Annotated in this window: 21 protein-coding genes; 11 read left to right on the plus strand and 10 right to left on the minus strand. The window is 65.2% G+C overall.

The window, feature by feature from the left end; genetic code table 11:
• Positions 1-56: 56 nt before the first annotated feature.
• Positions 57-1,484 (minus strand): sugar porter family MFS transporter, encoded by a 1,428-nt coding sequence (locus tag FA85_RS02335; RefSeq protein WP_255349721.1) that lies wholly within the window; start codon positions 1,482-1,484, stop codon positions 57-59.
• Positions 1,485-1,831: 347 nt separating this feature from the next.
• On the opposite strand from FA85_RS02335, the gene FA85_RS21780 reads away from it, so the two are divergent.
• From FA85_RS21780 to FA85_RS02365, 7 genes are all read left to right on the plus strand, one after another.
• Positions 1,832-1,999, plus strand: coding sequence for a hypothetical protein (locus tag FA85_RS21780; RefSeq protein WP_156108705.1), 168 nt, complete (start codon positions 1,832-1,834; stop codon positions 1,997-1,999).
• 49 nt (positions 2,000-2,048) lie between these two features.
• A complete protein-coding gene (locus tag FA85_RS02340; protein ID WP_036112386.1) occupies positions 2,049-2,513 on the plus strand; it encodes a heme-degrading domain-containing protein in 465 nt (154 codons plus the stop codon).
• 317 nt (positions 2,514-2,830) lie between these two features.
• Positions 2,831-3,265 carry a hypothetical protein gene (locus FA85_RS02345; protein WP_036112383.1) on the plus strand — a complete coding sequence of 145 codons (435 nt, stop codon included), beginning with the start codon at positions 2,831-2,833 and terminating at the stop codon, positions 3,263-3,265.
• A gap of 125 nt (positions 3,266-3,390) precedes the next feature.
• Entirely contained in the window at positions 3,391-4,425 is a 1,035-nt protein-coding gene (locus tag FA85_RS02350) for a LacI family DNA-binding transcriptional regulator (RefSeq protein ID WP_036112380.1), read from the plus strand.
• A 205-nt stretch (positions 4,426-4,630) separates the two neighbouring features.
• Positions 4,631-5,209: a sugar dehydrogenase complex small subunit gene (locus FA85_RS02355; RefSeq protein WP_051943487.1), complete on the plus strand. Its 579-nt coding sequence runs from the start codon at positions 4,631-4,633 to the stop codon at positions 5,207-5,209.
• 60 nt (positions 5,210-5,269) lie between these two features.
• Entirely contained in the window at positions 5,270-6,856 is a 1,587-nt protein-coding gene (locus FA85_RS02360) for a GMC family oxidoreductase (RefSeq protein WP_036112378.1), read from the plus strand.
• Positions 6,856-8,283: a c-type cytochrome gene (locus FA85_RS02365; RefSeq protein ID WP_036112376.1), complete on the plus strand. Its 1,428-nt coding sequence runs from the start codon at positions 6,856-6,858 to the stop codon at positions 8,281-8,283. Before FA85_RS02360 ends, FA85_RS02365 begins: the two co-directional genes overlap by 1 nt.
• A gap of 204 nt (positions 8,284-8,487) precedes the next feature.
• Here FA85_RS02365 and FA85_RS02370 read toward each other — a convergent pair whose 3' ends face one another.
• Both FA85_RS02370 and FA85_RS02375 read right to left on the minus strand, forming a co-directional pair.
• Positions 8,488-10,083 carry a Na+/H+ antiporter gene (locus tag FA85_RS02370; protein WP_036112374.1) on the minus strand — a complete coding sequence of 532 codons (1,596 nt, stop codon included), beginning with the start codon at positions 10,081-10,083 and terminating at the stop codon, positions 8,488-8,490.
• Positions 10,050-10,841, minus strand: coding sequence for a VOC family protein (locus FA85_RS02375; protein ID WP_239709068.1), 792 nt, complete (start codon positions 10,839-10,841; stop codon positions 10,050-10,052). The genes FA85_RS02370 and FA85_RS02375 overlap by 34 nt, the downstream gene beginning before the upstream one ends.
• Before the next feature lie 108 nt (positions 10,842-10,949).
• Here FA85_RS02375 and FA85_RS02380 point away from each other — a divergent pair, with 108 nt between their 5' ends.
• Positions 10,950-11,168, plus strand: coding sequence for a hypothetical protein (locus FA85_RS02380; RefSeq protein ID WP_036112371.1), 219 nt, complete (start codon positions 10,950-10,952; stop codon positions 11,166-11,168).
• A gap of 3 nt (positions 11,169-11,171) precedes the next feature.
• On the opposite strand, the gene FA85_RS02385 is transcribed toward FA85_RS02380, so the two are convergent.
• Positions 11,172-12,068, minus strand: a complete 897-nt coding sequence (locus tag FA85_RS02385; RefSeq protein ID WP_036112368.1) for a LysR family transcriptional regulator — start codon at positions 12,066-12,068, stop codon at positions 11,172-11,174.
• Between the two features lie 126 nt (positions 12,069-12,194).
• Between FA85_RS02385 and FA85_RS02390 the strand changes: the two genes are divergently transcribed.
• Both FA85_RS02390 and FA85_RS02395 read left to right on the plus strand, forming a co-directional pair.
• On the plus strand, positions 12,195-12,977 hold the full coding sequence (locus FA85_RS02390) for a dioxygenase family protein (RefSeq protein ID WP_036112365.1): 783 nt from the start codon (positions 12,195-12,197) through the stop codon (positions 12,975-12,977).
• A 154-nt stretch (positions 12,978-13,131) separates the two neighbouring features.
• Positions 13,132-15,117 carry a CocE/NonD family hydrolase gene (locus FA85_RS02395; RefSeq protein WP_081907423.1) on the plus strand — a complete coding sequence of 662 codons (1,986 nt, stop codon included), beginning with the start codon at positions 13,132-13,134 and terminating at the stop codon, positions 15,115-15,117.
• A gap of 92 nt (positions 15,118-15,209) precedes the next feature.
• On the opposite strand, the gene FA85_RS02400 is transcribed toward FA85_RS02395, so the two are convergent.
• Genes FA85_RS02400 through FA85_RS02410 form a run of 3 tightly spaced genes read right to left on the minus strand, consistent with a single transcriptional unit; the run spans position 15,210 to position 17,567 of the window.
• Positions 15,210-15,539: a hypothetical protein gene (locus FA85_RS02400; RefSeq protein ID WP_051943485.1), complete on the minus strand. Its 330-nt coding sequence runs from the start codon at positions 15,537-15,539 to the stop codon at positions 15,210-15,212.
• 14 nt (positions 15,540-15,553) lie between these two features.
• A complete protein-coding gene (locus FA85_RS02405; RefSeq protein WP_036112362.1) occupies positions 15,554-16,321 on the minus strand; it encodes a LytR/AlgR family response regulator transcription factor in 768 nt (255 codons plus the stop codon).
• On the minus strand, positions 16,314-17,567 hold the full coding sequence (locus FA85_RS02410) for a sensor histidine kinase (RefSeq protein WP_036112359.1): 1,254 nt from the start codon (positions 17,565-17,567) through the stop codon (positions 16,314-16,316). The genes FA85_RS02405 and FA85_RS02410 overlap by 8 nt, the downstream gene beginning before the upstream one ends.
• Before the next feature lie 202 nt (positions 17,568-17,769).
• Here FA85_RS02410 and FA85_RS02415 point away from each other — a divergent pair, with 202 nt between their 5' ends.
• Positions 17,770-18,111 (plus strand): hypothetical protein, encoded by a 342-nt coding sequence (locus tag FA85_RS02415; RefSeq protein ID WP_036112357.1) that lies wholly within the window; start codon positions 17,770-17,772, stop codon positions 18,109-18,111.
• Here FA85_RS02415 and FA85_RS02420 read toward each other — a convergent pair whose 3' ends face one another.
• The 3 genes from FA85_RS02420 to FA85_RS02430 form a co-directional block, all read right to left on the minus strand.
• Positions 18,112-19,083 carry an LD-carboxypeptidase gene (locus FA85_RS02420; protein WP_239739776.1) on the minus strand — a complete coding sequence of 324 codons (972 nt, stop codon included), beginning with the start codon at positions 19,081-19,083 and terminating at the stop codon, positions 18,112-18,114. It abuts the gene before it with no gap.
• Between the two features lie 74 nt (positions 19,084-19,157).
• Positions 19,158-20,138: a helix-turn-helix domain-containing protein gene (locus FA85_RS02425; protein ID WP_036112354.1), complete on the minus strand. Its 981-nt coding sequence runs from the start codon at positions 20,136-20,138 to the stop codon at positions 19,158-19,160.
• Between the two features lie 201 nt (positions 20,139-20,339).
• Positions 20,340-21,716 (minus strand): Hsp70 family protein, encoded by a 1,377-nt coding sequence (locus FA85_RS02430; protein ID WP_036112351.1) that lies wholly within the window; start codon positions 21,714-21,716, stop codon positions 20,340-20,342.
• Positions 21,717-21,819: the final 103 nt, after the last annotated feature.

The raw sequence follows: 21,819 nt of genomic DNA on the forward strand, positions 1-21,819 counted from the left end.
CTCCTCTCGTGGCTGGTCGCAGTATTCGTGTAAGGACAACATCGCTCGCCAGCGGTTCACGCGGCGCGCGTTTCGCTCTTCAAGGGTAGAAAAGTGCCGTCATGCAGCGATTCTTCAACCTCTTCGAGGGTACGGCCCTTGGTTTCGGGCAGACAAACGAAGACGAAGAGAAAGCCGAGCGCATTCAGGCCCGCATAAACCCACATGGCGCCGCCCACGCCGAGCCAGTGCGTCATCGACAGCGCCGTGCCGGTCAGCAGCAGGTTCGAACCCCACAGCATCGCCGCGTGCGCGCCGGTGGCGCGATCGCGGATGCGCAGCGGATAGATTTCCGAACCCACCAGCCAGCCGATCACCTGGATGCCGCCGGAATTGAAGACCATGAAGGCGATGAGGCAGGCCACGACGAGCGCGCCGCGATGATCGCCACCGAGATTGAAATGAAACACCGCGCCCAGCAGCACCAGCGCGACGGCGGCGAACGGCATCATCCACAAGGTGAGCGTGCGGCGGCCGACATGATCGACCACCAGCTTGCCGAGCAGCGTCATCAACAGATAGGTGATGGCAACGCCCAGCGCCGCGAGCAGCGCCGATGAGTGGCCAAAACCTGCCTGCGTCAGAAACGTGGGGGTGTAATAGATCATCATTTCGATGCCGGAAAGCTGTGTGAACGCAGCGACACCCAGCCCGGCGATCACGGCCGGACGGAGCCACTTCGCACCGAGATCGCGCCAGCGCGAAGCGCCACGCGCCTTCGAGCGATCGAGCACTTTCTCGATCTGCGTGACCTCGCGGCGCACCTGCGATTCGCTGTCGCGGATGCGCATCAGCGTGTCGTGCGCTTCATCGGCACGGCCCTGTTCCACCAGCCAGCGCGGGCTGAACGGTGCAAACAGCATGCCGGCGAACAGCAGGAACGCGGGAATCGCCGCGACGCCGATCATCCAGCGCCAGGTCCAGTCGTTCTGCAGCACGACGCCGACCATGGCGGCAAGAAGAATGCCGACACCGATCGACACGTTGAAGAACGTCACCAGTCGTCCCCGACGATCGGCAGGCGCCAGCTCGGCGATGTAGGTCGGCACCACCTGCGTGCAGGCGCCGACGGCGACGCCGAGGAAGACACGGGAAAACGCGAGTTCCCACGCGCCTCGCGATACCGCGGAGGCGAGCACGCCGACGACATAGAGAATCGCCACGGCGATGATCGTGCGGCGACGGCCGATGCTCACCGAGAAACGCGAACTGGCGAGGGCACCGATCACCGCGCCGAGCAGGATGGCCGCGGCGACGATTTCCTGTGCCTGCGCGTCGAGCTGGAACTCGGTCGATATCTGCAGCAGCGCACCGGAAATGATGCCGGTGTCGTAACCGTAGAGACCACCGGAAATCGCCGCGAGCATGGCCACGAGAGTCATGCGCCACGAAGCGGCCTTTGAATTTAGATCGATTGAAACTGAATTGACTTTACTGGTGTCCAAGAACTGCCCCCGTAGCGAGTGGAGTGTGGCGCGGCGAAAACACGCGCAGGAAGAATGTTCACGACCGCGGCGGGAAAGATAACGTCGAGCGCACGCGGGGAACCGATGAAACTGCGACCACCTTAGCTCAGCACCGTGGAAGGGTTCAAATTTCAGACGCGCTTTTAAGCGCTCAGGACGGGTTTAGACGTGTGGCGTTTGGTCGCGATTCGCCCCCGGAAGCGCCCACCAACTTACATGTAACTAACAAGTGAAGGCGCATGGTGGACGCACCTGTCCGGTGCGCCGGACAGCATCCCTTGCGCGTGCCTTCGCCAGGGCGGTCCCACGCCCCATCATGGAATGTCATGCCACCGCAGAAACCCGAAAATCGCTTTCCCAAGGGAGCCCCGGCCGACCGTTCGTCCGCCGCCTTCGTCTCTTACGTCTATTCGCATTCGCGTCGCGCGCCCCTGCCCGAAGTGCCCCGCGATCCGGCCAGGCCGGGCAAGGCCAAGTCGGGAGGCAACGCGTAGTCTCCCGTTAGAATCCCACCTCATCCGTACAACGCATGAGGTGGGATCCATGAGCGACCCGACGCTCGACGAACTCGCGACCGAAGAGGCGCGACTGCAGTTCGACACGCTGAGCCTTGAACAGGTATGGGACGTCGGTTGCGCGCTGCGCGAGCTGGCTGTGCAGCGATCCGCGAAAGTCGCGATCGAGATCGCGTTGCGCGACCGCGTGCTGTTCCACACCGCACTGCCCGGCACGGATATCGCCAACGCCAACTGGGTGCGACGCAAGCGCAATACCGTGCTCGCCCTCGGTACCAGTACCCTCGTCGTCGGCATGAAACTCGCCAAAGCCAGTCAGACGCTCGAGGAGCGCTACGGCCTGTCGCCCGCGGAGCACGCTTCCGACGGCGGCGGCTTTCCGCTGCGATTGCGCGGCCTCGGCGTCATCGGCGCGATAACGGTATCCGGCATGCCGTCGTTGCAGGACCACCGGCTGGTCACGGACGTTCTTGCGCGTTTTCTCAACCGTTAGGTGGACTCGCTCTCGCATAGTAGCGGACCCGATAGCCACGTCGTTCGAGGGCGGCCTCGAGATGGCCTGCGTCTTTGAAATGAACCTGACGCAGGGCAAGGGCCGTTGTCATACGTGAAAGGTTCCAAAAAAGGAGCTGTTTCAGTCTAACGCGTCGAAAAGCCAACGCCCGTCACATAACCCCGTGTGCTTTGTCCCGTCCTTCGCCGTATCCTTTCCGGACAGGGGTATTTTCGGCAACCGATGGACCAAACGACGCTTCCTCCGGCCCGACCGGGGGGCGGCCCCTGCCCGACCACTTTCCGGGAACACCAGGTATGGCGCAGACGTCGACGAAAAGCATCCTGCATGTACGGCCCGCACATTTCGTGTCCGCGGTCGCCACCGGGATAGCCGTCACAGGACCCACGGACGACGGCTTCGTCCACCTGCACTTCTTCCGGGAGACGCAGCGCATCACCAACGACGATGTGCCCAGCCGCAGCAGCGCACCGAACGAGGTGGAGCTGGCCTGGGGCCATGCGGAGCCCAATATCCATCTGGTCCGCGAGGAAGTGGCCGTGATCTCCATCCCCGTGGGACGGCTGCCGTTCGTCAGCACGGCGCTGAACAAGGCGGTGCGATTTGTGGCGCGGGTGATGGCACCCAACGTGGGACACATGGCGGAGAGCCGGAGGACAGGGGAGACGATCGCCGAGTCTTCCCACGGGGCGGTGGGAACGATGCCTGCGCGGCCGGGGGTGACGGCTTGACGGGAACGGCTCTCGCGTGAGCGTAGGCCACCCCGGGGCCCGCGACGACTGGTCGCGGGCCCCGGCGGCGGCGCCGGGACGGCGCTCCCGTATGATGGTGCACTGCATCATGCCATCCGATTGCCATGCCGAAACAGAAAACCCGCATCGTCGATCTGGCTGCCGCCGCACGTGTCAGTGCCGCGACGGTCGACCGGGTGCTCAACGGGCGCGGGGGCGTCAGCGAGCGCGCGCAGTCCCGCGTGCTCGAAGCCGCCAAGCGGCTGAAGATCAACCGCGTGATCGAGGTACCGCCGGGTCGATGGCTGCACGTGCCGATCCTGATGCAGTCGCCCACGATTCCCTTCTACGATGAGCTCGGCCGACGCTTCGAGCACCATCGTATGGCCATGCACGCGATGCGTGTGCGCAGCCAGGTGCATCACCTGTCGGAGATCGCGCCCGAAGCGGTCGCCGCCGAGATCGACCATCACGCCGAAGGCGCCGATGCGCTGATCGTGACGACCCACGACCACCCGCTGGTGCGCGATGCCGTGCGTCGCGCGGCGGATCGCTGCCCGGTCGTCACCCTCGCTTCGGACCTGCCCGATAGCGGTCGCCTCGCCTATGTCGGCACGGATACGCATGCCGCCGGTCGTCTCGCCGGCGAGCTGATGGGCCGGTTTCTCGGTCCCGCGGGCGGCTCGATCCTGCTGATCAAGGGTTACCACCACTTCCGCAGCCACGAGCAGCGCGAGCGCGGTTTCGTGGAGGCGCTGCGCGAGCACTTTCCGGACGTGCAGATCATCCACCGCGCGGACAGCCAGGAAGACCCGGAGAGCACCGGGCGCATCGTCACCGACGTGCTCAACGCGGTGCCCGGCCTGCGTGGCATCTACAACACATCGGTAGGCGACGACGGGGTCGCCAGGGTGCTGACCGAGCGCACGCGTCCACGCGAGGTGGTCTTTATCGGTCACGACCTGACGGAAAGTAATCGCCGTCTGCTAGAACTGGGCCTGATGGACGCCGTGCTCGACCAGAACCTGGCGGCGCAGGCTGCCCGTGCGCTGACCCACGTGCTCGCGCGTTTCGGTCGTGCGGCCGCGCCGCCGCCCCGTCCGCAGCCCACGGCCATCGTGATGCGCGAGAACCTTCCGGCGAGGCATCGGGACATTTGACGTAAAACCATCAACTTTTGAGGTTGAGGGTTTTACATCAAAACCGCTTTCTATAATTCGCGCCGTCGTGCCCCATGTGCCGCCGTGACGCAGCGCTTTTTGTTTCTGCTCCAGCTCCCCGTGATGGCCGATGCGTTCGGCTGACAATGCGCTCCGCATCTGTCGACGCTTCGCTTCTCCCGCCATCGCAAGAGGAAGCAGTCCGATGACCGATATCCACGGGTCCCCTTCCCGTGCCGTTCCGCCGATCGATGCCGGCCGCCGCCGGCTGCTGATCTCCGCGGGCATGATCGCCGCCGCAGGCGCCCTGCTCCCCTGGACCCGCATGGCCTATGGCCAGTCGCCCGCCCAGGCCAGCCCCGCCGAACTCGACGCGTTCCTGACCCTGGGTCGCCGCCTTACCGGCCATCCCGAGCTTCCCGCCGACGTCTCCGCACGGCTGTTCGCCGCGCTGGCCGCCGGTGACCGCAACTTCGGTCCGCAGGTGACCGCGCTCATCCGCGCCATGGATGCCGCCGGCATCGACGACATGCACAAGTTCAAGGGCTCCGCCGTCGACGCCGACCCCGCCCTCAAGGCGCTTGCCGTGTCCATCGTCAGCGGCTGGTACCTCGGTTACACCGGCGAGCCCAAGGGCACCGGCAAGGACGACGGTACGCAGTTCATCACGTACACGGGGGCACTGATGTTCAAGCCCACGATCGACGTGACGGTGATCCCGACCTATGCCCGCGCCGGTACCGACTACTGGTCGGCCGCCCCGGCCAGCATCGCGACGGACTGACCGCGCGAACACGGCGCCACGTACGGGCGCTTGCGCCCCCACGCACACGCAGGACATACCATGAACACGCAATACGACGCCGACGTCGTCGTCATCGGCTCGGGCGCGCTCGGCAGCAACGCTGCCTATGAGCTGTCCAGACAGGGCCACTCGGTCATCATGTTGGAAGCCGGCTCGCGCATTCCGCGCTGGAAGATCCTCGAGAATTTCCGCAGTTCGTCGCGCAAGTCCAACTTCAACGATCCGTATCCGAACGAACCGTGGGCACACACCACGTTCGAGCCGGACTATATCGAGAACACCGGCTCGTTCGAATTCCGGCCGGGCATGCTGAAGCTGGTCGGCGGCACGACGTGGCACTGGGCGGCCGCCTGCTGGCGTTACCTGCCCAACGACATGAAGCTGAAGACGCTCTATGGCGTCGGTCGTGACTGGCCCATCGGCTATGAAGAGCTCGAGCCCTACTACCAGCGCGCTGAAGAAGCGCTGGGCGTGGCCGGCAACGGCGAGGAAGACCAGAGCGGCCAGGGCGGCAAGGCATGGCCGCCGCGTTCCAAGCCGTACCCGCTGCCGCCGGACGCGACGACCTACATGAATCAGGAGCTCAACAAGCGCCTGGGTCCCGCGGGTTACCACTACATCCATGAGCCCAATGGCCGCGTGACCAAGCCGTACGACGGCCGTCCCGCGTGCTGCGGCAACAACAACTGCATGCCGGTCTGCCCCATCGGCGCGATGTACAGCGGCGACATGCATGCCACGCACGCCGAGCGCGCGGGTACGAAGCTGCTCACCGAATCCACGGCGTACAAGCTCGAGAAAGGCGCGGGCGGCAAGATCGTCGCCGTGCATTACCGCAAGCCGGACGGCACCGACGCGCGTCTGACCGCGAAGTACTTCATCGTGGCCGCGCACGGTCTGGAAACGGCCAAGCTGCTGCTGATGTCCGACGTCGCCAACTCGTCCGACCAGGTCGGCCGCAACCTCATGGACCACACCGGCATCGGTCTGTTGATGATCGGCGACCAGCCCCTGTGGCCGGGACGTGGCGCCGTGCAGCAAGGTGGCATCTTCAACTGGCGCGATGGCGACTTCCGCAAGCGTCACTCGGCGGTCAAGCACTCGATGTCGAACGCCGTACCGAACCGCGTGGTCACCGAGCGGCTGCTGAAGAAGGGCGTGATCGGCCCCGAACTGGACGAGCGCATCCGTCACGACGCGTCGCGCTGGATCGACGTCGGTACCGTCTTCGAGATGCTGCCGAACCCGGCCAACCGCGTGACGCCGAGCGACAAGAAGGACGCCCTCGGCATCCCGATGCTGCGCGTGAATTACGACGTGGACGACTACGCGAAGGCCGGCAAGGTCATCGCCAAGGAGGACTACGCCCGGTTCGCCAAGCTGTTCAACGCCGAGATCGTCGAAGACGAGAGCGGCTGGCAGAACCGCGACCACATCATGGGCACGGTGATCATGGGTTCGGATGCGAAGGATTCCGTCGTCAACGGCGAATGCCGCACCTTCGATCACGACAACCTGTTCCTGGCCACCACCGGCGTGATTCCCGCCTCCGGTGTGATCAACCCGACGCTCACCGGCGTCGCGCTGTCGATCCGCATCGCCGACACGATTCACAAGGAAATCTGATGGCCACGAATTCCCTGTTTCGCGGCCTGCTGCGAGCAGCCGTCCTGGTCGGCGCCGTCGCCGTCTCCGCGCCGTCACTTGCCCAGGATGACAACGACGCGCTGATCGCCCGTGGCAAAGGCGTCGCCATCGCGGCCGACTGCGCCGCCTGCCATACCTCGTCGCCGGACAAGCCGTTCGCCGGCGGTCGCGGCATCGGTTCGCCGATGGGCAACATCTACGCATCCAACATCACGCCGTCGAAAGACGATGGTATCGGTGGCTACAGTGAGGCGCAGTTCGCCCGAGCGGTACGCGAGGGCGTCAACGCAAAAGGCGACCACCTCTACCCCGCCATGCCATATACGGCATATGCGGGCATCACCGATGCCGACATGCATGCGCTGTATGTGTACTTCATGCAGGGCGTGGCGCCGGTGGACAACAAGGTGAAGGAAACCCGCCTCGCCTTCCCGTACAGCATGCGCTGGACGATGGCCGGCTGGAACCTGATGTTCCTGCACAAGCCCGCGGCCATCGACGCCACGGGCACTGAACGCGGTCGTTATCTTGTCGACGTGCTGGGTCACTGCAGCTCGTGCCACTCGCCGCGTAACCTGCTCATGGCGGAACGCCAGGACGCGTACCTCGGTGGTGCCACGATCGACGGTTGGTTCGCCCCGAACATCACCTCCGATCCGGTCAGCGGCATCGGCGGCTGGTCGGAAGACGAACTGGCGGCGTATCTCAAGAACGGTCACGTGCACGGCAAGGGCCAGGCCGGGGGCGGCATGGCGGAAGCCGTGGAGCAGAGCCTGCGTTTCCTGTCAGACGACGACATCAAGTCGATGGCGACCTACCTGAAGACGGTCAGGCCGATCCGCGATCCGGCGGACACCAAAGCTTCGTATGCATACGAAGGTGGCAGCGCCCTGCCCCCGACGACGACGCTGGAGCCGCTGCGTGGGGATGCCGCCACCGGACCGGATGTGCGCGGCGTGCATGACACCGTGGACGGTGCCGCGCTCTACAGCGGCGCGTGCGCCAGCTGCCATCAGCCGAGCGGCAAGGGGACGGAGAATCAGTATTTCCCGTCGCTGAGCCACAACCGTGCGGTAGGTCTGTCGCGTCCGGACAACCTGATCATGGCGGTGCTTCATGGCCTCGACCGTCAGGGTGCCGACATGCATGTGTCGATGCCGGCGTTCGAGTACGACATGACGGATGCGCAGGTGGCTGCGGTCGTCAACTATGTGGAAGAGCACTTCGGTAATCCGGCGGTGCATGCGACGGCCGAGGATGTCGCGACGATCCGTGCGGGTGGGCCGAAGCCGTTGCTGCTTAAGCTGACGCCGTACCTGATGGTGGCGGGTGTGGTTGTCGCTGTCCTGGTGCTTTGGCTGGTTGTGTTTCTGGTCCGGCGTCGGAAGCGTAAGTCACGTCGCTGATTTTTTGGTGATGTGGTGTCTGAGGGGTGCCGCAGTGATGCGGCGCCCTTTTTTTGTGGACTCGGGGCGAGGGAGCCGTCGGCTGCCATGCCTGTCGCTAAGTCCTCCTACGGCCTTCGCCTTCGTGCGGAAGCGCTCCAGGCACGGCAGCCGACGACTCCCTGCCAACATCTTCCGAAACGACCTGGTAGCACCTCCGAGGATTCACACTGGACTCTGCCGATCATTCTCCGCAGCGATCTCCTGCAGATCCAGATCCCGCTCCAGATAATGCAGCAGATCGTCATGAATCCGCCCCGCCCGATGCAGCTTCAGCAGCTCCACGCGCCCCGCCGCGATCGCCGCCAGGATCACGTCATAATGTGATTCCCTACCGCCGGTAAAGTCCTGCGGCGCGGCAGCGAACCGCTCAGCGATCGTCGCGCGGTACGTGTACTGCTCCAGCAGACGCGGATGAATCAACGATCCATCCGCGCCATAGGCACGCGCCTTCACCGCCTCGAGCTGCGCGGCATCGATCAACGCACCTGCCTGCCCTTCGGTCAGATGCGCCATGTCGACATGCACCACACGGTCCAGGCCGAGCCAGCGAATCACCGGCCCCATCGTGCCGCCCTGCAACACCACGGTGACGAGAATCACCGCGAACGCAGCGGCCAGGGTCAGGTCGCGCCCGGGCATTTCCTCAGGCAACGACAATGCGATGGCCAGCGTCACCACCCCACGCATCCCCGCCCAGCTCAGCAAAAACGATTCACGTGGCGACGGCGGCGCGGCTCCACGTCCGATCAGATGTGCGAGCGGCCGACGCAGATAGTCCGTGGCATACACCCAGACAAACCGGGAAAGAATCACGGCGGCCACCACCGCGAGGATGGGAAGGCCCAGCGCCTGCAGCGCATCGCCGAGGCCACCCAGCCGCTCCACCACACCGCGCAGCGAGAAGCCGATCAGGATGAAGACCAGCGCCTCAAGCAGGAAGATCATCACCGCCCAGAAGGTCGTCGCACGGACGCGGATGTTCGCCGAGAACACCTCGTGCTGGTACCAGCCGAAGATGATGCCGGTCGTCACCACCGCCATCACGCCGGACACGTGCACGGCCTCACCGCCGATGTAAGCGGCCCATGGCGAGAGGCACGACGCGGTAATGGCGAGAAATACCTGATCCATCCGGCGCAGCACCAGGACGACGACCGCACCGATCAGCGCACCCACCGCGATGCCACCCAGCGCCAGGCCGGCGAAGCTCATCACCGCGCCCTGAGCGCTGAAGGCACCGGTCAGGGCGGCGGCCACCGCGAAGCGGAAAAGCACCAGCCCGGTCGCGTCGTTGAGGAGGCTCTCGCCTTCCAGCAACACCATCGGCCGACGCGGCAGCTTCACCTTGCCCAGCACCGCTTTCGCGGCGACAGCATCCGGCGGCGAAACGACGGCGCCGAGTGCGAAACATGCCGCCCATGGCAGCGACGGCAACACCGCATGCACCGTGACACCGACGGCGAAGGTGGTGAACACGACCGCCCCCACCGCCAGCCAGAGGATGCCGCCGAGGTAGCGGCGGAAGTCCGACCAGACCGTATAGAACGCTCCGTCCATCAGCAGCGGCGGCAGGAAAACGATCAGCACGAGCTCGGGATCGAAGCTCACCGCCGGTATGCCAGGCAGGAAGGCGATGCCGATGCCACCGGCCAGCAACGCCGCCGCGGTAGGCAGGCGAAGACGTCGCGCGATGAGCTCGAGCGCGACGATCGCGACCAGAAGGATCAGGACGAATTTGAACGTTTCTGTCGATGACATGGTGAGGCCGACGCGGCGGGACGTACCGCTTGCGGCAAGGATAGTCGAGGTGACCGGCCATCGGTCTTGGCCATCCGCGCGGTCAGCAACCAGCCGTTGGCATCGGCGAAGTGGCCGGTTGGCATCGCGCCTTCCAGCGTGACATGCAGGCCCAGTGCGCCGGGCACGCGACGCAGGTCGGGGAACCAGCGGCGGTCACGGTCGACGAGGATCAACAGGCCCTCGTGATCGCCCAGAGGGGCGAACAGGTCGGACGACTCGCCGAACGGTGCGATGCGGAATCGCGTCACCATGTCCCGCACAAGCGCGGGCACATCGTCCGTGGGCAGGCCCACTTCGCTGACGCAGGCGATCTCCATGCCGTGGAACGGGCCATCGACACCGTCCTCATAGGCGTCGTCGAAGGTGTCCGCCAGCGCGTCCCGCGCGATCAGCTCGAGCACCGCGTCATGCGGCCCGGCGAAGTAGACCGAATCCGACCGCCAGGCACCGCCCAGCCGGAAACGCTCCTCGTCCATGGGATCCCGCAGCAGCAGGGCTCGCTCGCGCAGCCAGGAAAAGGCGGCTTCGAAGCGGCGAGGCGATACGTTGAACGCCAGATGGACCGAGCCCGTATCGGCCGTCGCAGGCACGATCTCGAGGGTCGTCCAGCCGACCCGCACGAGCCGCCCTTCGACAGGGAGCTGCATGACGTCGCGATAAAAGGCCACACAGGCACCGACATCGACGGAAGGAAGGGTGATCCGGGTGATGCGCATGGGGGTCTCCTGCGATGTGCGAGACACCCATTGAACAACCTCAAGCGCGCTCGAGGTCAACCCCCTCCTTTACATGCGGCAGACACATCGTGGGGGTACGCTCCGTCCATGACGAACCGCGATGAACTCCGCCAGATGCTCGAACGCCTCGACAGCGAGGTGACCACCGGCTTGCGCGACAACCCCGACCGCGACGCTTTCTGGCCGGAGTTCGCGATGCAGTCGAACGCCGTGCTCGAAGCCGCCGGCGACGAGCACTTCGACTGGGTCAGCGCGGAGATTGCCGACATGCTGCACCGGCACGGCATCCCGGCTCCGGAAGCCTGAGCTTCAGCCAGCGCTCCAGTCCACGTCCTTGAAGGACTCGGCGAGAAAGTCGACCAGTCGACGCACCTTCACCGGCAGGTGCTTGCGCGACGGATACACGGCGTGGATGCCGATGACGCCCGCGGCGTGCCCCGGCAACACCTCGTGCAAGCGCCCCGCGCGCACGTCGTGTCCCACGATGAAGTCCGGCTGCAACGTGATGCCCTGACCGGCCAATGCCGCAATACGGCAGGTATCGCCGTTATTGCTTCGAATCACCGGGCGCACCGTGACGCGCTCTACCGCCCCCTCGTGCACGAACTGCCAGTCATCCGGCCAGTAGCTGTAGCCGAGTACGGCGTGACGGGCCAGGTCGGCGACACGCCCGGGCGCGCCGTGGGCGGCGAGGTAAGCGGGAGACGCGCACAGGATCATCCGCGTGGTCCCCAGCGTGCGACTGACCAGGGTCGAGCTGGCCAGCGTGGAGATGCGAACGGCAAGATCGTAGCCTTCCTCGACCAGATCGACCACGCGATCCGACAACGTGATGTCCAGAGACACCTTGGGATGCGCCTGCGCGAACCGCGCCCACAATGGCGCAAGATGCAGCACACCGAAAGTCAGCGGTGCCGTGATGCGAAGCAGGCCACTGGCCTCGCCATGCCGGGCGGTGAGCTCCGACTCCGCCTCGGCGATCCCGGCCAGCAGCTCGCGCGCCCTTGCGTAGAAAAGACGTCCCTCCTCGCTCAGCGACAGCCGCCGGGTGGTCCGGTGGAGCAACCGCACCTCCAGCCGTTTTTCGAGGTCGGCGACATGGCGCGAGATGGCGGCCTTGGTGAAGCCGGTGGCCTGAGCCGCGCCCACGAAGCTCCCGGCATCGACGACCGCCACGAAGCTGCTCATTTCCTGGACCTTGTCCACGTCCTACCCCGTATGCCGTGACATCCGGAGTGTCTCATAAAGCGCAACACTGGTTCGTTCAAAACGCCGTTTATCCGCGCCGGAGGAACCAATATCGTGACGATATCCGCAGAGGAACCGCCTGCCATGTCCACCACTCCCGTCATCTTCATCTCCCACGGCGCGCCCACGTTCGCACTCGATCCCGGTCTGCTCGGGCCCGCACTGCAACGCTTTGGCGCCCGCCTGATCGATATCCGTGCGGTACTCGTCGTCTCGCCCCACTGGCAGGCCCAGGGACTGACCGTGATGACCGGAGAGCGGCCGGCCACGTTGCACGACTTCCGCGGTTTCCCCGAGGCGCTGTATCGCCTGCAATACCCGGCTCCGGGCGCGCCCGACGTCGCGAGGGAGACGGCCCTGCTGCTGCAAGAGGCAGGCTATACGGTGCACGCCGATGCGACGCGCCCGCGGGATCACGGTGCCTGGTCGCCGCTGCGCTTCCTGTTGCCCGCCGCCACGCTGCCCGTCTTCCAGCTCGCCATGCCGTACGACCTCGACGCTGCCGGTGCGCTCGCGCTGGGTCGTGCGCTGCGTCCCCTGCGCGATCGCGGCGTGCTGATCGTCGGCTCGGGCAGCCTCACGCATAACCTCTACGACATCCGCATGACGGCAGATGTCGCGCCGTATGCTCAGGCCTTCGCGGACTGGACGAGCAAACGCCTCGTCGCGCGCGATGCGGGTGCACTCGAAGACTATCGGCGGATCGCTCCGTCCGCCGAGCGCGCGCATCCGACGGAAGAACATTATCTGCCCTTGCTCGTGGCTTTCGGCGCCAGCGACGAGGCCGACCGGTTCGAGGTGCTGCACGGCGGAATGACCTACGGCGTGTTGTCGATGGATTCGTATGCATGGAGCGCCGTGACGTAACCGGACTGGACACACTCATCGATGTCGGTCGCTTCGTGCGATCGCCGGCAGCGGACGTCTGCATGGCAGCCCGCCCCTGCCGGAAGTCATGCATTGTTCTGACCGGACCGTTTTGTCAGACTCGATGAACCGTCCCTGAAATAGGCTTCGCCAGATGCGAACCCCGCGCCCTGCCCTCCACTCTGTCAGGACCGCGCTGTCGGTCGGCCTGGCGTCCTGCTGTCTGGCTCTGATCGCGGCCCCTGTTGCCGCACAGCAGACGACGCTCACGCCGGAACAGAAGGCGACCATCGCCAAGCGCATCGAGACCGAGCAGCAACTCGAGGACATCGCCGTCGTCGACCGCAAGGTGATGGTGAAGATGCGCGACGGCAAGCGTATGGCGGCGGACGTCTATCGTCCGAAGAACGCGACCGGTAAGGTGCCGACGATCTTCGTCCGTACTCCCTACAACTTCAACTTCTGGGACGTGAAGCTCGGCGCGCCGCGCGACATGACGCGCCAGCTCGCCGCCGTGAAGCGCGGCTACGCGTACGTCGACATGAACGAGCGTGGCCACTACTTCTCCGAAGGCAATTACGACATCCTCGGCGCGCCGCTCAGTGACGGCGTCGACGCCGTGCGCTGGATGACCTCGCAGCCGTGGTCCAACGGCAAGGTCGGCACCACGGGCTGCTCGTCCACCGCGGAATGGCAGATGGCCGTGGTGGCCGAGAACGAGCCAGGTCTGGCCACGTTCAACGTCCAGGGCTTCGGTGCGGGCGTCGGTCGCGTCGGCCCCTACTACGAGCAGGGCAACTGGTACCGCGGCGGTGCGGTGCAGATGCTGTTCCAGGCCTGGATCTACGGTGAGCAGAACCAGGTGCGCCCGATGTTCCCGGCGAACACCTCGCAGGCCGATCTGATCCGTGCATCGAAGGCCTTCGACCTCGACCCGCAGATGCCGCCGGTGGACTGGGACCAGGCGTTCTGGCACCTGCCGGAAAAAGACATCCTCAAGGCGGTCGACGGCCCGAAGGGCATCTTCGCCGATGTGATGGACGTGCCGACCGGCGGCAACATGATCGCGCGCACGCCCAACAGTCCCGCCTGGTACAAGGGCGGTCTGTGGCACGAGAACATGAATATCAACAAGCCGGGCCTGTGGTTCATGAGCTGGTTCGACGTGTCCGTGTCGCCCAACCTGGCCGCGTACAACCACGTGCGTGCGACGGCGCCGAAGGAGATCGCGGACGAGCAGTACGCGGTGATCGCGCCGGTGCTGCATTGCGCATTCAGCCGCGCGACCGAGCACACCATGATCGGCGACCTCGACGTCGGCGATGCGCGCTTCGATTACGACAGCCTGGTCTACGGCTGGTTCGACAAGTTCCTCAAGGGCGTCGACAGCCCCGTCGTCGATAAGCAGCCCAAGGTCATGTACTACGTCATGGGCGAGAACAAGTGGCACAACGCGACCATGTGGCCGCCGGCGAACGCGACCACGCGCGATCTGTTCTTTACCAGCGGCGGCAGGGCCAACACGCTTTACGGCGACGGCAAGCTGGTCACGGCGGCGGGAGGCACCGATCAGCCGGACCACTTCCTCTACGATCCGATGAACCCGGTGACGACACTGGGCGGTGGCGGTTGCTGCCAGGGCAATGCCGTGAAGTTCGGCTCGTTCGACCAGAACCCGCAGCTCACGCGTAACGACATCCTCGTCTACGACTCCGAGCCGTTCAAGGAAGGCACGGAAGTCAGCGGTCCGATCACCGTGACGCTGTATGTGTCGTCCGATGCGAAAGATACCGACTTCACCTTCAAGGTGATGGACGTCGGCACCGACGGCAAGGCCTTCAACCTGACCGAAAACATCCAGCGCATGCGTTACCGCGAGGGCTACGACAAGCCGCCGGTGTGGATGAAGGATGGCGAGGTGTACAAGGTGACGTTCCAGCCGATCGACACCAGCAATTTCTTCTATCCGGGACACAAGCTGCGTGTGGCGATTTCGAGCAGCAACTTCCCGCGCTTCGACCGCAACCTGAATACGGGTGGGAACAACTTCGATGAGACCAGCGGCGTGATCGCGCATAACGCGGTGCACCACGACGCGGCACACCCGTCGAAGATCACGTTCACGGTCGTGCCGCGGTAATCAGCGTGTCGCGATCCACGTAGGAGCGCGCCTCGCGCGCGATGGGGCACGATCGAAACTTCCAGTCGCGCGCGAGGCGCGCTCCTACGATTTCAGATGGCCTTGCAGGTCGGCGACATCTTTGCTCCGTCGCGCGTCACGCACTGCGCGAACCCACCGGGCAAGCCATCCACCCGCCGCTCTTCGCGCACCGCGAGCACGAAGCTCCGCAGCGGCTTATCCCCGTCGAACACCGTGTAATGACACTGCCCCGAATCGCTCGCTTCGCAGGCGAAACGCGCGCGTCCCATGCGCACCTCCGTTCGGCTGTCCAGGTTCACGTGGCCGTTTTCCTTCGCGGTCACCACCATGACGCGGTTCTGCGAGTCCGTGCAACCGGCAAGATTCAGAAAGCAGTAAAAAATCGCGAGGAACCATCGCATGACGTTCTCCTTCGTCACATGGCCCGGAAGATGGCCATGAAGGGCTGACTGACGCTCAGCGTTTCGGGACGACCGCGCAGGCGAAGACAGCCTTTACCGCTGTCGTCTCGCTCTACCGATGCTACCTGGCGCAGATTGACGATCGTGGACCGGTGGATTTGCCGGAACGTCCTGGCATCCAGCTGACGCAGCAGGTCGCGGATCGGCCTCGTAAGCAAGGCATCGCCCTCCGCGGTGGCCACCAGCGTGTATTTGTTGTCCGCGCGGAAATAGATCACGTCGTCGACGAGAATCAGACGCGTGGCCTTCCCCGCTCCCGCCGTGATCCAGGTCAGCGGTTCGTCGGTGGGCTCATCGAAACGGCCGATCAGATCCTTCGCCAGGTCGCCCGTACGGCGTGAATGACGCTCCGCTTCGGCGAGCCGGCTGCGCAGGCGTCTCACGGTCTGCACCAGTCGATCCGCCACCACCGGCTTCAACAGGTAATCGACCGCGCCACGTTCGAAGGCATCGACGGCATACTGGTCATACGCGGTCACGAACACGACGAGCGTCGTCGGGCTGGCATCCGCCGCCGCCGCGGCGACTTCCATACCGGTAAGACCCGGCATACGGATATCGAGAAAAGCGACGTCGGGACGGTGCGTCGCGATGGCATCCAGCGCTTCGCCGCCATCTTCGCAGACCGCCACGATGTCCAGATCCGGCCATGCCTGTGCCAGTTCACGCTGGAGCGCGGCGGCGAGCAGCTTCTCGTCTTCGGCCACGATGCATTTAGGCACGGTCGTTCACTCCCCGGGCCGGCAGCATGATGGTCGCCGCGACGCCGTGCGGAAAATTGTTGCCGATAGCGAACGTGGCCAGGGCACCGTAGGTCAGGCGCAGTCGTTCACGCAGATTCTTCAGGCCGATACCGGTGCCCGAGCCCTCGCTGCGGAAGCCGACGCCATCGTCGGCCACGGTGAGCGACAGCGAGGGACCATCCAGCGTCGCGCGGATCCAGATGCCGCCGCCACCAGGCTTCGGCTCGAGCCCGTGCTTGATCGCGTTTTCCACCAGCGTCTGCAGCATCATCGACGGCATCGGCGTATCCGCGATAGGTGCCGGGACATCGACATGCACGGTGAGGCGCTCGCCCATGCGCAGCTTCATGATCTCCAGCCACGCCGTGGAACGTTCGAGCTCCTGCGCCAGCGTCGAGAGCGAACCATCGGTGCGCGGAAGCGAGCGACGCAGGTAATCGATGAGATGGCCCAGCATGCGATCGGCGCGCGCCGGGTCGGTACGGACGAGTTCCTGGGCACTGGCCAACGTGTTGTAGAGGAAGTGCGGTTCGACCTGTGCCTGCAGCAATCCCAGCTGCGCCGCGGTCAGTTCCTTTTCCATCGTGGTCTGGCGCACGTCGGCGCGTTCCCGGTTACGACGTTCGGCCAGGCGCTGGGTCAAGGCGCGCACCAGGGTTTCCACGTACTCGAGCGAGGCGCCACGGTCGGGGTTGAACCAGTCGCTCCAGGCACCGGCATCCGGCTCACAGACGAACATGACGCTGCATGATCCGTCGGCGGGCGTGATGGTCGCCGAGATGCGCGTCTGGACGTCCATCGGCAGCCGGGGCATCTGGCGCCCACGAAGACGTGGCCGCTCGTGCTCCGGTCCGCGAATGACGGCGCGCACCTGCAGGCCGCCGCGGGCCGCCGCGACCTCGTGGACGTCAGGCAGATCGCGCATAACGCTCTCGACGAGGGCGTAGGCTTCGTCGGCGGGATGAGGCACCTCGACACGACGGCGCTGACGGTTCGACAACGTCTCCGCATCGATACGGCCGGCGATGGTCCGCACGCGGTAGAGATGCGTGACGCCCCTTCCGAGTGCGATCAGCAGACCGACGAACCACAGAAAGGTAAAGATCCACGGCAGCTCGCCATGGTTCCAGCCAAGCGCGTTCCAGACCACGAGCATGACGCACCATGCGGCGACCCACGCCACCGCGATGCGCCCCAGAAATCTGACACTCCTGCCCCATGCCATCACAGCCACCCGCGTCCTGAAAGTGCGGCGAGCATACGACGGCCCCGGCGCCCGATGAGGGCCGATCCGACGAAACCGGCCATGGGCCGACGAAACCCCGTTCCCGCGCCGCAGCATGACCTTGGCTGCGCGATGGGCCATGCTCGGGAAACGGCCCGGCGGTGGGGATCGCCGGCCAAGACAATGACAAAGGGGTTAACGCATGGCTTTGTTGCTCGTCGTTTTCGCTGTCGCTGTTCTCGCCATTTTTCTCGGCATCAACATGCTGCCGAAGAATCACCCCGCCAACTGGCTGCTAGGCATTGTCGGAGGCGCCTGCCTCGTCCTTGCCTGGTACGCCATCTTCCGTCCGATGCTCATCGCATCCGGCGGTGGCGACCCCTCGCTCGTCGCGGTCGGACTCACCGCCGCGGGCATCGTTTCCTGCGTGCTTGGCCTGGTGTGTCTGGGCGTATGCGTGTGGCGCGACCCGGCACGCTTCTGGGTGCTGTCCATCGTTTTCATCGGTGTCATCGGCGCCACGCAGGTCACTGCGCTGGCGTGATCAGGATGGCATGCGCGATCCGCCCGCGCAGTGGTATCCGCGGGCGGAGAGCAACGCGTTGCCGTCGACGATGCGCAGTTCGGCAGGCGCGCCGAAGGGAAGCGTGACCTTGTCCGGCCCGTGGCCGAAATGCAGACCGCGTACGAGCGGGGTCTCGGCAATGTCCGCGAAACGCTCGAGTGCGTGTTCCATGTCGTAGCCGTTGTCGTACTCGCTGACGCGTTGGCCGCCCAGGCCACCGATCAAGATGGCCGACTGCCGGTCGATGACGCCGCTCAACTTCAGCTCGTAGAGCATTCGCTCGATACGAAAGGCCTGTTCGCCGCTCTCCTCGATATAGAGGATGCCGCCCTCGATGTCGGGCAGATAAGCCGTACCGGTGAGGCTGCACAGGGACGAGAGGTTACCGCCCCATAACGTGCCGCTGGCGCGCAGGTCGGTCTGGGTATCCGGGCACAGCCACTCGAAATCCGCACGCGGCGAGAGCACCGTGAGCCAGAACTGCCGCCAGGTGGTCTCGCGCAGATAATCGGCGCCGAAGTCCGGCACGAGCATGGGCCCATGGAACGAGCTGATTCCGCTACAGGCCAGCAGGGCGCACTGCAGCACCGTGAACTCGCCGTGGCCGACGAAGGCGCACTGCTCGTCGGCGAAGCGCTCCCGCAACCCGGTGTAGTCGAGGCGATCCAGCAGCGGCACGGCACCGTAGCCACCACAGGTGGCCATCACGATATCCGGGAGCGCCCGCCCCGCATCGGCCAGGCGATTGATCTCCGACGCGCGCTCGGCATCGCTCCCGGCGAAACGCAGCGAGACGCGGTCGAGCACATCGGTGCCCAGAATGGTATGGCCTGCGGCCTGGAGACGTTCGATCCCGCGCTGACCAGCAGCGCGGTCTTCCGCATAACCAGAGGGTGCGATGAGCCGTATATCGAGTCGTTTCGGCATATGAAGCAAAGTATGGACGCCCATACCAATACCCCTACGCCGACCGGAAGGCAACCCGGAGTTGGACGGACCGCCTCTGTCCGACGCTTACCCCTACGTCACCAGCCGTCGTACTCCTCGGCAACCGTGAGGTCTTCCGCCGGTGCGCTTCGGGTCAGTGTCTCGCGTGGCTGCTCGCCAAAGACGCTGCGGTATTTCTCAGCGAAGCGAGACAGATCCCACATGCCGCAGCTCAATGCCACCGACTTGACCGAACGACGCCCGGCTTCCGCGGTGACCAGGCTGCGATGGGCCGTGCACAGCCGAAGCATCGCCAGATAGCGGTTGGGCGGGATCCCGAGCAGGTCGTCGAAGGCGTAGCGCAAGCCGCGCTCGCTGGCCCCTGCCGCCTGGCAGAGCTCCTGCGAGTAGATATCGCGGCGCAGGTTGGCCCGCATGAAACGTTCCGCCCGTCGCATGACCTGATAGTGCGCACGCCGCCCGCGCGAGGCCACCGGGCGGTCTTCCGGGGACGAACCGAGTGCGACACGGATGTGCTCGTCGAGGAGATCCTCGACCGGACCGAAAGCCACGTCGTCGGATTCACGCAGCCTGTCGGCGATTTGCCTGTAAGCCCGCTTGAGATGATCGGAGTTGACCGAAAACAGACGCAGTCGCTGGGCCGCCATGTCGACGTCGGCATGGTCGGAGGCGAGGAACCGGGAGCGGAACCGTGCGTACGGGGCCACGACCAGGGTAAAGCGCGTGCCTCGCTCGAACATGAAATCTGTCGGTGTTCCCCTGAGCAGGGTCACCGCCATTTCCGATTCCACGCTGATGCCCTGGCACCAGCTTCGTTCACCTGCCTCGTGCAGATATACGAGCATGCAGGCATCTTCAGGAACGGTCAGTGTCCCGCGCACGTCGAAGTCCAGGTGCGCGGTGACATAGGTGACACCGTCATGAGACTTCGAGGACAGCGCGGCGCGAGGTCGCGCCGGACTCAGAGTGAGAAGATCGACGTCGCATACACCCAGGGCGGCGCCCAGCGTCACCAGGTCGTAATCCTCGAGCCCCTGTACATCGGAAGGACGATTCATGTGCGGTCCTCCCAGCGATTCATCGTAGCCATACGTCTACACCCCCACCGTCCCGGGGACAGGCACTCTGCCTGTCCGCAGCATCTCCCTAGCCAATCGCCCTCACACATTCGAGTGAGACGACGTCAGACCGTATAACTACTCATGTAAGGCAAGAAATGCTAGTGGTGTGTGAATTTGCCGAATAGGCCTAACGTTCACTCAAGCATTTGATGAAATTGGCAAAAGTGCCGCCTGGGCCAGTCCTGCGACAACGCCCAGCGAGGGGTCCCCATGCACCACCGCCACGCCGGGGAAGCTGGCGCCCACCCGCGCGCGCACCTGTGGCGAACGCGAGGTGCCGCCGGTCAGGAAAACGCTGCGAGGCGCCTCGTCCAGATCCGCACTTGCCTCGCTCAGCAAACGCGCCATGCGATCGAGGAAGTCCTCGGAAGCCGCGTCGAAATCCGCCGACACCGCATGGATCGCCAAGCCTGGCTCGATGAAGTCCAGCGAAGCCGTTGTGGAGTCGCTGGCCGACAACCCGATCTTTACCCGTTCCGCCGACTGGTTCAGGCGCGTCGTCGAGCCCGTGCCCTGCAGTGCCTGCAGGCGCGAGCGGAACGGCTCATCGACGAAGCGGTAGTCCTGTTTGCGGAACTCGCGCTGCTTGGGCAGGTTGTGCACGCTGGCCGCTTCGACGAAGTGGTGCACGGGAACGCCGGTGGTGTCCTTGCCGAACAGAGGCATGAAGCTGTGCAGGCTCACGCCGACATCCAGATCGGTACCCCCGCGCGGCAAGCCCCAACTGCGATGCATGACCGGCGTCTCGCCCGCGCCCAGCTCGGCATAAGCCACGTCGGTGGTACCGCCGCCGATGTCGACGATGATGGCCCTCTGCCGCTCCGGCAGGGACAGGTGGTAATGCATGGCCGCCGCCGCGGGCTCCTCGAGAAACGAGACCTCGTCGAAGCCGGCCATGCCCGCCGCCTCGCGCAGGATCGAGAGCGCCTGCTCGCCACCCGCCGCGCCCATCGAACTGCGGAATTCCACGGGGCGACCGATCACGGCCGCCCGTACCGGGGTGCCGAACTGGCGGGTCGCCACCAGGCGGACGTGCTCGAGAATGTGCGCCGCGATGCTGACGATCGTCTTGCGGACACGGGGATCCAGCTTGTAGCCGAACATCGACTTGGGCGATTCGATCAGGTTGCCGGTGCCCTCTTCCAGGTAAGCCTCGACCGCCTCCTCGCCGAACAGGGCGTCCTGGAAGCTGGCCACCGATGCCGAGGCCTCCCGGGTCCGCTCCTCCATCCACTGGCGGCGGACTACCCGGATCGCGTCGCGGCGCAGATCGCCTTCCGGGCGAGGGGTACGCCCTGACTGGCGTTCATCCGCACGCGAGGCGCGCACGAAAGCGTCCACCTGGGCCTCAAGGGCCGGCGTCAGCACGAAGTCGTCGATATTCGGGACGACCTCGGGGAAGAACACGGCGGTGCGAAATTGCTGGGCGTCGCCGAAGCGGACCAGTTCGAGCTGGCCGTCGACGACCGCGGCGGCGGCCGAGTAGCTGGTGCCGAAGTCGATGCCGATGCGCATGTGGGCGTTTCCGGACAGGAAAACCGTCCATTATGACCATGCTTGAGGCCGGGCGACAGGGCCGACGATGCGGCTACACTCGGGGACCATCTCATCCACAAGG

The organism is Luteibacter mycovicinus, from assembly GCF_000745235.1.
Classification (GTDB): domain Bacteria; phylum Pseudomonadota; class Gammaproteobacteria; order Xanthomonadales; family Rhodanobacteraceae; genus Luteibacter; species Luteibacter mycovicinus.